Here is a 12,690-nt window from a genome sequence, read left to right on the forward strand (position 1 = left end):
CGCTGATGCAGCCGCACGACTTCTGGCAGGAGCTCCACCCGGCGGGCACGTTTTCAAGCGAGCCACCGTTTTCCGGCTTCTTTCCCGTCAGTCTCGATGACGGGCGACAGCTGCGCCTGCCGATCCGCCCGCTTTCCGACGGCAAACACGCACTCGCCTCGCTGATCATCAACCAGGCGAGTTTCGAGGTGCAGGACGCGCTGGCCGCGGATCTCGCAAAGAAACTCGAACCCTACCGCCCTGAGGTAATTATCGGCCTGCCGACGCTTGGCCTGACGCTCGCCTCAGCCGTCGCCCGCGCGCTGGGCTTGCCGCGCTACGTTCCGCTCGGGACCTCGCGCAAGTTCTGGTACGATGAGGCGATGTCCGTGCCGCTGTCGTCGATCACCACACCCGACCAGGTGAAGCGCCTCTATGTCGATCCGCGCATGCTGCCGCTGATCACGGGAAAGCGCGTGGTGCTGGTAGACGACGTGATCTCCTCCGGCACCTCGATCGTCGCCGGTCTGACGCTGCTGGCGTCGCAGGGCATCGAGCCCGTCGCAATCGGGGCGGCAATGCTGCAATCGGTGCGCTGGCATGACAGGCTCGACGGGTTCGGGGCCGAGTGGCGGGAGAGGGTTGTAGGGGTGTTTGGGACGCCGATGCTGGTGACGGCGGGTGAGGGGTTGTGGGGTTTGTGACGTCAGTCCAAAAAGTGTTCTCTCACGCGAAGGACTTCGCGCGGCTGGGTTCCTGTGACGAGCAAAGTGATGAGGGAGCTTGTCACAGGAATCCAGTGCCATCGCGTCCGCAATGCGGGGAGCTCTTGATTGGCTATGATTTCGACAGGTGCATCAGAGCGCATTTCCACCTTGCGAAACACGGCCGGCGGGATAGGATCGCGATTACCCACCGCTTCTGACAATCACGATATCGGGAATGAAATCATGCAATTGGTGTTCGACGGCCATAACGATGTGCTTTTGCGGCTCTGGCGGAACATGAAGGCTGGTGGGGATCCGGTGGCGGAGTTTGCCGGGGGGACGGCGGGGGGGCATATTGATGCGCCGCGCGCGAAAAAGGGCGGTCTCGCAGGTGGGCTCTGCGCCATCTACATTCCCTCGGGCGATCTGGTTCTGTCGGATCCGGATGCGGACGGACATTATGCGACGCCGCTGGCAGCGCCGCTCGACTATGCGCCGTCGCTCGATATCGCACTGGAAATGGCGTCCATCGCACTGCGGCTCGACCGGGCCGGGGCTTGGCGGTTGTGCCGGTCCGTCAGCGAAATCCGCAAGGCGGTCGAGGACGGTGTGTTTGCCGCCGTGATGCATATGGAGGGCTGTGAGGCGATCGATGCGGATCTCGTCAATCTCGACGTGTTCCATGCGGCGGGCCTGCGGTCGCTCGGTCCCGTCTGGAGCCGCCACAACATTTTTGGCCATGGCGTGCCGTTCGCGTTTCCTATGACGACCGATACGGGACCGGGACTGACCGATGCCGGCTTCCGGCTGGTTCGCGAATGCAACCGGCTCGGGATCGCGATCGACCTTTCGCATATCACCGAAAAGGGGTTCTGGGATGTGGCGAAGACCAGCGACCAGCCGCTGATCGCCAGCCATTCCAACGCGCATGCGCTGACGCCGGTTGCCCGCAACCTGACGGACAGGCAGATGGACGCGATCAAGGACAGCGGCGGTCTGGCCGGGCTGAACTATGCGGTGACCATGCTGCGGCCCGACGGGCGCGACGATGCGGAGACCCCGCTTTCCGACATGGTGCGCCACATCAACTACATGGTGGAGCGAATGGGGATCGACTGCGTGGCGCTCGGATCGGACTTCGACGGCGCCACGATACCGCAGCAGATCAGCGATGCTGCAGGCAATCAAAATCTGGTTGCGGCCCTCAAAACTGAGGGATACGCTGACGAGGATCTCGCAAAGCTTTGCCGTGAAAACTGGTTGAGGGTTCTGGGCAAGGCTTGGCAGGAATAGGCTCGTAAGACGGGCTTCGAACGGGTTAGAAACAGGCTTCCGCAACGTACGGAACAGGGGAAATCACATGCTTCATCTTCGCTCCCACACTCTTCGAATGCTGTCGGCGACCGCCGCGCTGTCGCTGCTTTCGTTTGCCGCACCCTATGGTCTTTCCGGAGAGGCGATGGCCGCGACGCCGGCCGATACGCTGGTCGAGGGCTTTGCGATCGACGACATTATCAGCATCGATCCGGGCGAAGCCTTCGAGCTTTCGGCGGCTGAAGTGACCGCCAACAGCTATAGCAAGCTCGTGACGCTCGATCCGTCCGACACGTCGAAGGTGATCGGCGATCTCGCCGACAGCTGGACGGTGTCCGATGATGGCATGACCTATACGTTCAAGCTGAAGCCCAACCTGAAATTTGCGTCCGGCAACCCGATCACCGCAGAAGACGTCGCCTTCTCGTTCGAGCGCGCCGTGAAGCTCGACAAGTCGCCGGCGTTCCTTTTGACCCAGTTCGGCCTGAAGGCTGACAACGTCACCGAAAAGGCGAAGGCATCCGGCGCCGACACGTTTACCTTCGTGGTCGACAAGGCCTATGCGCCGAGCTTCGTGCTCAACGTGCTGACCGCAACAGTGACCGCGGTGGTCGACAAGAAGGTGGTGATGGAGCATGCGAAATCCGTCACCCCGACGGCCGAATACAAATTCGACACCGATTTCGGCAATGAGTGGATGAAGACCGGCTATGCGGGGTCCGGCCCGTTCAAGGTGGTCGCATGGCGCGCCAACGAAGCCGTCGTGATGGAAGCCAACCCCAATTATTACGGCGAGAAGCCGAAGCTGAAGCGGGTCATCTACCGCCACATGAAGGAAAGCTCAGGCCAGCGCCTGGCGCTTGAGAACGGCGATATCGACGTTGCGCGCAATCTCGAGCCGAACGACATGGATGCCGTGTCGAAGAAGGAGGGCATCTCGCTCACCTCAGCGCCGAAGGGCACCGTCTACTATTTCAGCCTTAACCAGAAGAACAAGAACCTCGCCAAGCCGGAAGTGGTCGAGGCGATGAAGTATCTCGTCGACTACGATGCGATCGGCGCAACGCTGATCAAGGGTATCGGCGAAATCCACCAGACCTTCCTGCCAAAGGGCCAGCTCGGCGCTCTCTCGGAAAACCCCTACAAGCTGGATGTGGCAAAGGCGAAGGAACTGCTGGCAAAGGCCGGTCTCGCCGACGGCTTTACGGTGACCATGGACGTGCGCAACACGCAGCCGGTGACCGGCATTGCCGAAAGCGTGCAGCAGACGCTGGCCCAGGCCAATATCAAGCTGGAAATCATTCCGGGCGACGGCAAGCAGACCCTGACCAAGTACCGCGCCCGCACGCATGACATCTATATCGGCCAGTGGGGTTCGGACTATTTCGATCCGAACTCGAATGCCGAGACGTTTACCGTCAACCCTGACAATGCCGATACGGGCACGACGAAGACGCTCGCATGGCGCAATGCCTGGGACGTGCCGAAGGAACTGTCTGACGCCAGCAAGGGTGCGCTTCTCGAAAAGGATGCCGCCAAGCGTGCGGCCACCTACGAGGACCTGCAGAAGAAGGTTCTGGCCACCAGCCCGTTCGTGATCGTCTTTCAGCAGACGGAAGTGGCCGGCTATTCATCCAAGGTGAAGAATTACAAGCTCGGCCCGAGCTTCGACACCAACTTCGTTGCTCCGGTCTCGAAGGAATAGCCGATAGGGGACGATTTCCTTGACGCTTCCCGATGTAACGACTGTGACACGGCGCAACAGGCGCCGTGCTCCCTCCATTGTCAAAGGTACGCTGCGGTTTCTGATCACCGCGGCGACCACTTTCCTTGGCCTGTTGGCCGTCACGTTCTTCATCGGCCGCGTGGTGCCGATCGATCCGGCACTGGCGATCGTTGGTGACCGTGCGCCGGCGCATGTGGTGGAACGAGTGCGCGAGCAGCTGGGCCTCAACCTGCCGCTCTACCATCAGTTCTGGATCTACATAAAACAGGCGCTGACCGGTGATTTCGGCACCTCGGTGCTGACAACGAACCCTGTGATGACCGATATCGCCCGGGTGTTTCCGGCAACGATCGAGCTTGCCACGATCGGCACGCTGATCGGTGCCGTCATCGGCGTGCCGCTCGGCGTGCTGGCGGCCGTCAAGCGGGGCTCGATCGCCGACCAGATCGTGCGTATCATCGGCCTGATCGGCTATTCGGTGCCAATCTTCTGGCTGGGACTGCTGTCGCTCGTGGTGTTCTATGCGAAGCTCCGGTGGGTCGCCTATCCCGGCCGCATCGACATCGCCTACGAATACACGTTCACGTCCGTGACCGGCTTCTTTCTGGTCGATGCCATCTGGCAGCGGGAGTGGGAGGTGGTCTGGGACCTGTTCCGTCACATCATCCTGCCCGGATGCCTGCTCGGCTATTTCTCGCTCGCCTATATCAGCCGCATGACGCGCTCGTTCATGCTGACTGAGCTTTCGCAGGAATATGTGGTCGCGGCGCGGGCCAAGGGCCTTTCGGAAACGCGGATCATCTGGTTCCACGCGCTGCGTAACGCGGCCGTGCCGTTGATCACCGTCATCGCGCTCTCCTATGCGGGACTGCTGGAAGGCTCGGTTCTGACCGAAACCATCTTCTCCTGGCCGGGGCTTGGCCTCTACATCACCAACTCGCTGCAAAATGCCGACATGAACGCGGTGCTCGGGGGCACACTTGTGATCGGCATGGTGTTTGTCGCCATCAACCTGTTTTCCGATCTTCTCTATCGGACGCTCGACCCGAGGACGCGCCGATGAGTGTCGTTGAACCGTTGAAACCCTATAGCCGGGCGTGGCTTCTGTCCGACCGGCCGACCTCCCGCCATCAGGCCCGCGTCGGCCGCGCCTATGTGGTCTGGCGGCAGTTTTCCGAAAACCGGCTGGCACTGCTTGGCCTGTTCATCATTCTAGGCCTGATTTTCATCGCCATCTTCGCCAACGTTCTTGCGCCGCATAACCCGGTGCAGGGCGACCTGCGCAATTCGCGGCTGCTGCCGCCGGGTTCGGCCGGCTTCCTGCTCGGCACCGACGACCAGGGCCGCGATATCCTTTCGCGGCTGCTCTACGGATCGCGGCTGACGCTGTTCGTGGTGGTGCTGGTCGCGGTCATCGCCGCGCCGGTCGGGCTGATCGTCGGCACCGTCTCCGGTTACGCCGGCGGCTGGGTGGATGCGGTCCTGATGCGGATCACCGACATCTTTCTCGCCTTTCCGAAGCTCGTGCTGGCTCTGGCGCTGGTCGCAGCACTCGGGCCCGGCATTGAGAACGCGGTGCTTGCCATCGCGGTTACGTCCTGGCCGCCCTATGCGCGTATCGCCCGCGCCGAAACGATGACATTCCGCAATTCGGAATTTATTTCGGCGGTGAAGCTGATGGGTGCCTCGCCGTTTCGCATTGTGCTGCGCCACGTCATGCCGCTCTGCATGTCGTCGCTGATCGTGCGTGTCACGCTCGATATGGCGGGCATCATCCTGACCGCCGCCGGCCTCGGCTTTCTGGGTCTCGGTGCACAGCCGCCGCTGCCGGAATGGGGCGCGATGATCGCATCCGGTCGCCGTTTCATTCTCGACCAGTGGTGGGTAGCCGCCATGCCCGGTATCGCCATCCTGATCGTCAGCCTCGGCTTCAACCTTCTCGGCGACGGATTGCGCGATGCGCTGGATCCGAAGGAGGCCGGACAATGACGGAGAAAGGCCAATGATGATGGGCAATCCTTCCGTCAACATGACTGCTACCACCGAAGCGCCGCTGCTTGCGGTCGACGACCTGCGCGTGACGTTTCCGACCCGCACCGGCGAGGTAACCGCTGTGCGAGGCGTTTCGTTCACGCTCGGCAAGGAACGTCTCGGCATCGTCGGCGAATCCGGTTCCGGCAAGTCGCAGACCGGTCGCGCCATCATGGGGCTGACGGCGGGGCATGCGAAGATCACCGCGAACAAGCTGGAATTTCGAGGTCGCGATCTTCTGTCGATGCCGAAGTCCGAGCGTCGGCATATTCGCGGCAAGCAGATCGCGATGATCCTGCAGGACCCAAAATATTCGCTCAATCCGGTCATGACCATCGGCCGGCAGATCGTCGAGACGCTGAAGACCCATGAGAAGGTCTCGGGAGCGCAGGCGAAGGAGCGGGTGATCACGATGCTGGAATCGGTGCAGATCCGCGATCCGGGCCGTGTCTACGATCTCTATCCGCACGAGGTTTCCGGCGGCATGGGGCAGCGGGTGATGATCGCGATGATGCTGATCTGCGGGCCGGAGCTTCTGATCGCTGACGAACCGACGTCCGCGCTCGACGTGACCGTGCAGCTCGACGTTCTCGACATTCTCGACAAGCTGGTGTCCGAGCGCGGCATGGGGCTGATCTTCGTGTCTCACGATCTGCGTCTGGTCTCCTCCTTCTGCGACCGGGTGCTGGTGATGTATGCCGGACGGGTGGTGGAGGAACTGGCGTCGGCCGATCTTTCCAAGGCGAGCCATCCCTACACACTGGGTCTTTTGAATTGCCTGCCGACGATAGGCTCGAACCGGCATCCGCTGCCGGTGCTCGACCGCAAGCCGGAGTGGTCGCTATGAGTGCCATCATCTCCATCCGAGACATGCTCGTCACCTATGACGACTTTGCCGCACTCGATCATGTCAGCATGGATGTGGAAGAGGGCGAAAGTTTCGGGATCGTCGGTGAATCGGGCTCGGGGAAATCGACGCTGTTGCGCGCCGTTTCCGGGCTGGCAGCATTTGACGCCGGCACGCTGATGGTCGCGGGAAAATCCTATTCGGGGCAAAGCCGGACCAAGGAATTCTACCGCACCGTCCAGATGGTGTTCCAGGATCCTTACGGATCGCTGCATCCCCGACAGACGGTGGACCGGCTGCTGTTGGAGCCTCTGGCGATCCATGGCTTTACCGATGTTGATGTGCGGATTGCCCGCGCGCTGGATGAGGTCGGGCTGGGGGCTGGTTTCCGGTTCCGCTATTCGCACCAGCTTTCTGGCGGACAGCGGCAGCGGATTGCGATTGCCCGGGCACTCATCCTCGAACCGAAGATCCTGCTGCTGGATGAGCCGACCTCGGCGCTCGATGCGTCGATCCAGGCGGAAATCCTCAATTTGCTGGAGCAGGCAAAGCGCGACCGCGGATTGACCTTTGTGATGGTCAGCCATGATCTCGGAGTCATCAGCCATATGTGCGGCCGTCTTGCGGTGATGAAGAGCGGCAAGGTGGTGGAAACCGTGCCGGCGCAGGCGCTGGAAAACCGCGAGTTCTCGGCGGATTACACCCGACAGCTGCTGGTGGCGAGCGAAGGCTTCAGCCGCGGCTAATCCTTGTGGCGGGCGGCAGAATGCTATTGTGCACCTGCGAAATGCCCGTAAGATCGCGGTTAAGAGATCAATAAGCAGGGGAACAATGCCATGAAGACGGTTGCTGGTTGGGGTGTGTTTTCGCGCCGGAGCGTGATTGCGGCGTCTGTTGCGCTTGGCCTTGCCGCCTCGATGGGAAGCGGGGCGTTTGCCGCGGCAAAGACGTCGGTCACGATCGGCATGACGATCGAACCCATCGGTCTCGATCCGACGATTGCCGCCCCTGTGGCGATCGGCCAGGTGAGCTGGCAGAATATCTTTGAGGGCCTGACGACGGTCGACAGCGCCGGCAAGGTGCAGCCGCAGCTTGCGGAAAGCTGGGAGATCTCCCCGGACGGAAAGACCTATACGTTCAAGCTGCGCCAAGGCGTGACCTTCCACAATGGCGTCGCCTTCGACTCGTCCGTTGCGAAATTCACGATCGACCGGGCTCGCGGCGCCGACAGCGTCAATCCGCAGAAGCGCTATTTCGCCTCGATCGAGACAGTGGAGACGCCCGATGCCGCAACGCTGGTGCTGAAGCTGAAGCAGCCGGCGGGCAGCCTGCTCTACTGGCTCGGCTGGCCGGCATCTGTCATGGTCGAGCCGAAATCCGCTGCCGACAACAAGACCACGCCGGTCGGCACCGGTCCGTTCAAGTTCGTGTCCTGGCAGAAGGGCTCGAAGGTCGATCTGGCGAAGAACACTGACTACTGGAACAAGTCCGTTTCGGTGAAGCTCGAGACAGCGGTTTTCCGGTTCATCGCCGATCCGCAGGCGCAGGCAGCGGCCCTGAAGGCCGGCGATGTCGACGCGTTTCCGGAGTTCGGCGCGCCGGAACTGGTCTCCTCCTTCGAGGGCGACACGAAGCTCACGACCGTGATCGGCAATACCGAGCTCAAGGTCGTGGCTGGCATGAACAATTCGCGCAAGCCATTCGACGACAAGAAGGTTCGCCAAGCGCTGATGATGGCGGTGGATCGTGCGACCGTTGTCGAAGGTGCATGGTCGGGTTACGGCACGCCGATCGGCAGCCACTACACGCCGAACGACCGCGGCTTCAAGGACTTAACCGGCGTCTACCCCTACGACGCCGAAAAGGCGAAGGCGCTTTTGAGCGAGGCCGGATATCCGAACGGCTTCTCCTTCACCATGAAGGCGCCGCAGATGGCTTATGCGCAGCGCTCGTCGCAGATCCTGCAGGCGATGTTTGCCGAAATCGGCGTCACGATGAATATCGAAACGACCGAGTTTCCCGCAAAATGGGTATCGGACGTGCTGAAAGCCGGCGACTACGACATGACCATCGTTGCCCATGCGGAGCCGATGGACATCGATATCTACGCCCGCGACCCCTATTACTTCCACTACAAGAACCCCGCCTTCAACGAGATCCTCGCCAAGGTCGAGGCGACCGCCGATCCTGCGGAACAGGACAAGCTCTACGGCGAGGCGCAGACGATCCTCGCAGAGGACGTGCCGGCACTGTTCCTGTTCGTAATGCCGAAGCTCGGCATATGGGACGCGAAGCTGAAGGGGCTGTGGGAGAACGAGCCGATCCCATCGAACGTGCTGACCGAGGTGTTCTGGGAAGAATGACGATGCGTCTCGCCGTGATCTGCGCCGGTGACGTTCCCGACAACGCGAGAGGCGTTAAGCTTTGCGATGAGGTGGCCTTGGGAAAGATGGGGCTTAAGCGCGGATGACTGAAATCCCCCTCTGGCCTGCCGGCCATCTCCCCCCCCCCACAAGGGGGGAGAAGGTATGCGGCACCCGATTGCCTCGATCGTGGCCCGGCGGTTCGGCTGGGTTAAGCCCTCCCCCTTGTGGGGAGGGTGGGGAGGGGCGACTGGCGTAGGCATGGTGGATCTTGGAGGGTGTGCCCCATGATCTCCATCCTTATCCGGCGCATCCTGTCGCTCGTCGTCACGCTTCTCGTCGTGTCGTTGCTGATCTTCGTCGTCATGGGTCTCTTGCCGGGGGATCCGGCGGCGATTGTGCTCGGGACGTCGGCAAGCCCGGAAACGCTGGCGGCGCTTCGAACCCAGATGGGGCTCGATCAGCCGCTGCCAGTGCGTTATCTCGCCTGGCTCTGGGGTGTTCTTCAGGGCGATCTCGGGCAGTCCTATACCTATGGCGTACCGGTCGCGGGGCTGATTGCGGAGCGGTTGACGGTGACGCTGCCGCTGGCGTTGATGGCGGTTCTGCTCTCCGTCGGGATCGCGGTTCCGCTCGGCGTGCAGGCGGCGAAAAAGCATAACGGCATGTTCGACGCCATTGTCGGCGCGGTGTCCTATGTCAGTATCGCCGTGCCGGCCTTCTGGGTGGGGTTGCTGTCGATCATCCTGTTTTCGACGCTGCTCGGCTGGATGCCGGCGGGTGGATTTCCGGGCTGGGACGCGGGACTGCTGGCCGGGCTGCAGGCGCTGCTGCTGCCGGCGATCGCGCTGGCACTGCCGCAGGCGGGCGTGTTGACGCGGGTTGCGCGGGCCGCGGTGCTTGACGTGATGAACGAGGAGTACGTGCGCACCGCCCGCGCCAAGGGACTGGGCGAGGGGGCAGCCCTCTGGCGCCATGCGGTGCCGAATGCGCTTGTGCCCGTGGTGACGATGATCGGCATGCAGTTCACCTTTCTGATCGCCGGTGCAGTTCTGGTCGAGAATGTCTTCAACCTGCCGGGTCTCGGTCGGCTCGCCTACCAGTCGCTGGCGCAGCGCGATATCGTTGTGATGCAGGACGTCGTCCTGTTTTTCTCGGCCCTTGTCATCGTCGTCAACTTCCTCGTCGACCTCCTTTACCTGGTGATCGATCCTCGGCTGAGGGTGGGGGTGAAATGAGGCATCTGCTGCGCCGTCCCGTTCTTCTTGCCGGACTTGTCGTTACGTTGCTCCTGATTCTGGTGGCGCTTCTGTCGCTGGTCTGGACGCCCTATCCGCCGTCGAAGATGAACATCGTCAACAAGCTGAAGCCGCCGTTCGAGTTCGGCCTGCTCGGGACCGACCAGTTCGGACGCGATGTGGCTTCCGCGCTGATGGTCGGCGCCTGGAATTCGCTGTCGACGGCGCTGCTTGCGGTGGCGATCGGCGCCACGATCGGCACGGCGGTCGGCACCGTGGTGGCAATGCGGCGCGGTTGGGTCGAACAGATCGTGATGCGCGGCTGCGACATCATCTTCGCGGTTCCGCCGATCCTGTCGGCGATGATGCTCGGCGCCTTTATCGGATCCGGCCGGTTTACAGTGGTCATTGCCATTGCCACGTTCATGGTGCCGGTGTTTGCGCGGCTGACGCTTGCCGCGGCGCGCCAGATCTGGACGCGCGACTATGTAGCAGCGGCTGTCGGCATGGGGCGTTCGAAGCTGAAGATCACGTTCGTTCACATTCTTCCCAATATTTCGAACCAGATCATCGTGCAGGTGACGATCCAGCTCGGTCTCGCGATCCTGACCGAGGCGGGGCTTTCCTATCTCGGGCTCGGCATGCCGCCGCCGAACCCGACCTGGGGGCGGATGCTTGCGGATTCGCAGACGTTCCTTGGACAGGCGCCTTGGCTCGCCTTGATGCCGGGTCTGGCGATCGCGATCGCGGTGCTGGGCCTCAACATGCTCGGCGATGGTCTGCGCGACCTTCTCGATCCGCGCTCGACACCCTGATTTTAAACGACGACCTGAGTGAAAGACTTTTCATGAACGCCCTTTTGAAACTGACGATCCGGGACATTCTTTCTCTTTATGCGCAGAAGAAGCTTTCGCCGCTGGAATACTGGGAGGTGGTCGAGGCACGGGTTGCGGCGTTCGAACACCAAGTTCAGGCGCTCTACCTCTACGATCCGGAAAGCGCACGGCAACAGGCGAAAGCGTCCACCGAGCGCTGGGCGAAGGGCGAGACGCTTGGGATGCTCGACGGCATTCCGGTGACGATCAAGGAACTGATCGCCACGAAAGGGCATCCGGTGCCGCTCGGGTCCGCCGCGACGGAGCTGACGGCGGCGGCCAGCGATGCGCCCGCCGCTGCACGGCTGCGCGAGGACGGCGCGGTGATCTTCGCAAAGACCACTTGTCCCGATTACGGCATGCTGTCGTCAGGTCTTTCCAGCTTTCACCCTTTGAGCCGCAATCCCTGGGACCTGACGCAGAACCCCGGCGGATCCAGCGCCGGCGCCGCGTCTGCTGCGGCTTCGAGCTTCGGACCCCTGCATATCGGCACCGATATCGGCGGTTCGATCCGGCTGCCGGCCGGCTGGACGGGGCTTTTCGGCTTCAAGCCCAGCCAGGGCCGCATTCCGGTCGATCCGTTCTTTGTCGGGCGCTGTGCCGGGCCGATGACGCGGACGGTGGAAGACAGTGCGATCGCCATGGCGACCCTGTCGCGCCCCGACTGGCGCGACGCGACATCGCTGCCGCCCAACGCCTTCGACTGGGTGGATCTCGACATCGACGTCAAGGGGATGAAGATCGGGCTTATGCTGGATGCGGGCATCGGGATCTCTCTCGACGACGAGGTCCGCGCGGCGGTGACGGCTGCGGCAAAGCGGTTCGAGGCGGCGGGGGCCGAGATCGTGGAGGTTGCGCCCGTCATGACGCGGACGATGCTGGACGGGCTCGACAGTTTCTGGCGGGCGCGGTTCTGGGGCGATATCGAGGCGATGCCGGACGAGCGCAAGGCGCAGATCCTGCCCTACATCTTCGAATGGGCAAAGGGCGGGGCTTCGGTTTCCGGCGTCGAGGCGGTGCGCGGTTTCAACCAGACGATCGAGATGCGCAAGGCCTGTGCGAGACTCTTCTCCGGCGTCGATGCGGTTTTGTCGCCGACCAACCCAATCGTCTCCTATCCGGCCGACTGGGCATCGCCGACCAACGATCCCTTGAAACCGTTCGAGCATATCGGCTACACGGTGCCGTGGAACATGTCGGAGCAGCCGGCCGCCTCGATCAACTGCGGTTTCTCCCGCAGCGGAATGCCAATCGGGCTGCAGATCGTCGGGCCCCGGTTCGCAGACTTGCTCGTTCTGAAGCTGTCGCATGCATTTGAGCAGTGGACCGGCGGCGTGACCAACTGGCCAGACCCGAGACTTACGCCCTGATCTGCGCATCGAGTGACGGTCCGAGCGCAAAAATCGGCGATGGAACCTTCACGGTTTCGCCGCGTTTCATTTTGGCAGACGAATGCGTGCACTTTGCGTCTGGTGGAGTATGATGTGCGAGAGGCAACCTTTCGAACATGACCGGGCCTGATATCCCGATCTTCGCCAAGCCTCACAGTTTGCATGTCGTTTGAACCTTTCCGCAAAGCCCGCGCCTTCCGCGCGGCGCCAAGATCCGTA

General features: G+C 62.2%; 11 protein-coding genes. All 11 read left to right on the forward strand.

The window, feature by feature from the left end; all coding sequences use genetic code 11:
• The first annotated feature begins 5 nt into the window (after nucleotides 1-5).
• The 11 genes from ACQY1J_RS06770 to ACQY1J_RS06820 all read left to right on the forward strand — a co-directional run bounded on the left by ACQY1J_RS06770 (nucleotide 6) and on the right by ACQY1J_RS06820 (nucleotide 12,450).
• Nucleotides 6-683: a phosphoribosyltransferase gene (locus tag ACQY1J_RS06770; protein WP_430251023.1), complete on the forward strand. Its 678-nt coding sequence runs from the start codon at nucleotides 6-8 to the stop codon at nucleotides 681-683.
• 246 nt (nucleotides 684-929) lie between these two features.
• Nucleotides 930-1,979: a dipeptidase gene (locus ACQY1J_RS06775; protein WP_430251024.1), complete on the forward strand. Its 1,050-nt coding sequence runs from the start codon at nucleotides 930-932 to the stop codon at nucleotides 1,977-1,979.
• A gap of 67 nt (nucleotides 1,980-2,046) precedes the next feature.
• Nucleotides 2,047-3,705, forward strand: a complete 1,659-nt coding sequence (locus ACQY1J_RS06780; RefSeq protein ID WP_430251026.1) for an ABC transporter substrate-binding protein — start codon at nucleotides 2,047-2,049, stop codon at nucleotides 3,703-3,705.
• A gap of 43 nt (nucleotides 3,706-3,748) precedes the next feature.
• Entirely contained in the window at nucleotides 3,749-4,789 is a 1,041-nt protein-coding gene (locus ACQY1J_RS06785) for an ABC transporter permease (RefSeq protein ID WP_430251875.1), read from the forward strand.
• Nucleotides 4,786-5,715, forward strand: a complete 930-nt coding sequence (locus ACQY1J_RS06790; RefSeq protein ID WP_062582012.1) for an ABC transporter permease — start codon at nucleotides 4,786-4,788, stop codon at nucleotides 5,713-5,715. The genes ACQY1J_RS06785 and ACQY1J_RS06790 overlap by 4 nt, the downstream gene beginning before the upstream one ends.
• 19 nt (nucleotides 5,716-5,734) lie before the next feature.
• Entirely contained in the window at nucleotides 5,735-6,604 is an 870-nt protein-coding gene (locus ACQY1J_RS06795) for an ABC transporter ATP-binding protein (RefSeq protein ID WP_425503210.1), read from the forward strand.
• The gene (locus ACQY1J_RS06800; protein WP_430251027.1) at nucleotides 6,601-7,350 is read left to right on the forward strand and encodes an ABC transporter ATP-binding protein; all 750 of its coding nucleotides are present in this window, start codon (nucleotides 6,601-6,603) and stop codon (nucleotides 7,348-7,350) included. The genes ACQY1J_RS06795 and ACQY1J_RS06800 overlap by 4 nt, the downstream gene beginning before the upstream one ends.
• Before the next feature lie 90 nt (nucleotides 7,351-7,440).
• Nucleotides 7,441-8,967: an ABC transporter substrate-binding protein gene (locus tag ACQY1J_RS06805; protein WP_430251028.1), complete on the forward strand. Its 1,527-nt coding sequence runs from the start codon at nucleotides 7,441-7,443 to the stop codon at nucleotides 8,965-8,967.
• A gap of 287 nt (nucleotides 8,968-9,254) precedes the next feature.
• Nucleotides 9,255-10,205, forward strand: a complete 951-nt coding sequence (locus ACQY1J_RS06810; protein ID WP_430251029.1) for an ABC transporter permease — start codon at nucleotides 9,255-9,257, stop codon at nucleotides 10,203-10,205.
• Nucleotides 10,202-11,020, forward strand: coding sequence for an ABC transporter permease (locus tag ACQY1J_RS06815; RefSeq protein ID WP_430251030.1), 819 nt, complete (start codon nucleotides 10,202-10,204; stop codon nucleotides 11,018-11,020). The genes ACQY1J_RS06810 and ACQY1J_RS06815 overlap by 4 nt, the downstream gene beginning before the upstream one ends.
• Before the next feature lie 32 nt (nucleotides 11,021-11,052).
• Nucleotides 11,053-12,450, forward strand: a complete 1,398-nt coding sequence (locus tag ACQY1J_RS06820) for an amidase (protein WP_113167290.1) — start codon at nucleotides 11,053-11,055, stop codon at nucleotides 12,448-12,450.
• Nucleotides 12,451-12,690 lie beyond the last annotated feature (240 nt).

This window comes from Neorhizobium sp. DAR64860/K0K1, from assembly GCF_050500205.1.
Taxonomy (GTDB): domain Bacteria; phylum Pseudomonadota; class Alphaproteobacteria; order Rhizobiales; family Rhizobiaceae; genus Neorhizobium; species Neorhizobium soli.

Coding starts and splice junctions, on each gene's coding strand:
- ACQY1J_RS06770 (WP_430251023.1), top strand. CDS start 6: ATGCAGCCGCACGACTTCTGGCAGGAGCTCCACCCGGCGGGCACGTTT.
- ACQY1J_RS06775 (WP_430251024.1), top strand. CDS start 930: ATGCAATTGGTGTTCGACGGCCATAACGATGTGCTTTTGCGGCTCTGG.
- ACQY1J_RS06780 (WP_430251026.1), top strand. CDS start 2,047: ATGCTTCATCTTCGCTCCCACACTCTTCGAATGCTGTCGGCGACCGCC.
- ACQY1J_RS06790 (WP_062582012.1), top strand. CDS start 4,786: ATGAGTGTCGTTGAACCGTTGAAACCCTATAGCCGGGCGTGGCTTCTG.
- ACQY1J_RS06795 (WP_425503210.1), top strand. CDS start 5,735: ATGGGCAATCCTTCCGTCAACATGACTGCTACCACCGAAGCGCCGCTG.
- ACQY1J_RS06800 (WP_430251027.1), top strand. CDS start 6,601: ATGAGTGCCATCATCTCCATCCGAGACATGCTCGTCACCTATGACGAC.
- ACQY1J_RS06805 (WP_430251028.1), top strand. CDS start 7,441: ATGAAGACGGTTGCTGGTTGGGGTGTGTTTTCGCGCCGGAGCGTGATT.
- ACQY1J_RS06810 (WP_430251029.1), top strand. CDS start 9,255: ATGATCTCCATCCTTATCCGGCGCATCCTGTCGCTCGTCGTCACGCTT.
- ACQY1J_RS06815 (WP_430251030.1), top strand. CDS start 10,202: ATGAGGCATCTGCTGCGCCGTCCCGTTCTTCTTGCCGGACTTGTCGTT.
- ACQY1J_RS06820 (WP_113167290.1), top strand. CDS start 11,053: ATGAACGCCCTTTTGAAACTGACGATCCGGGACATTCTTTCTCTTTAT.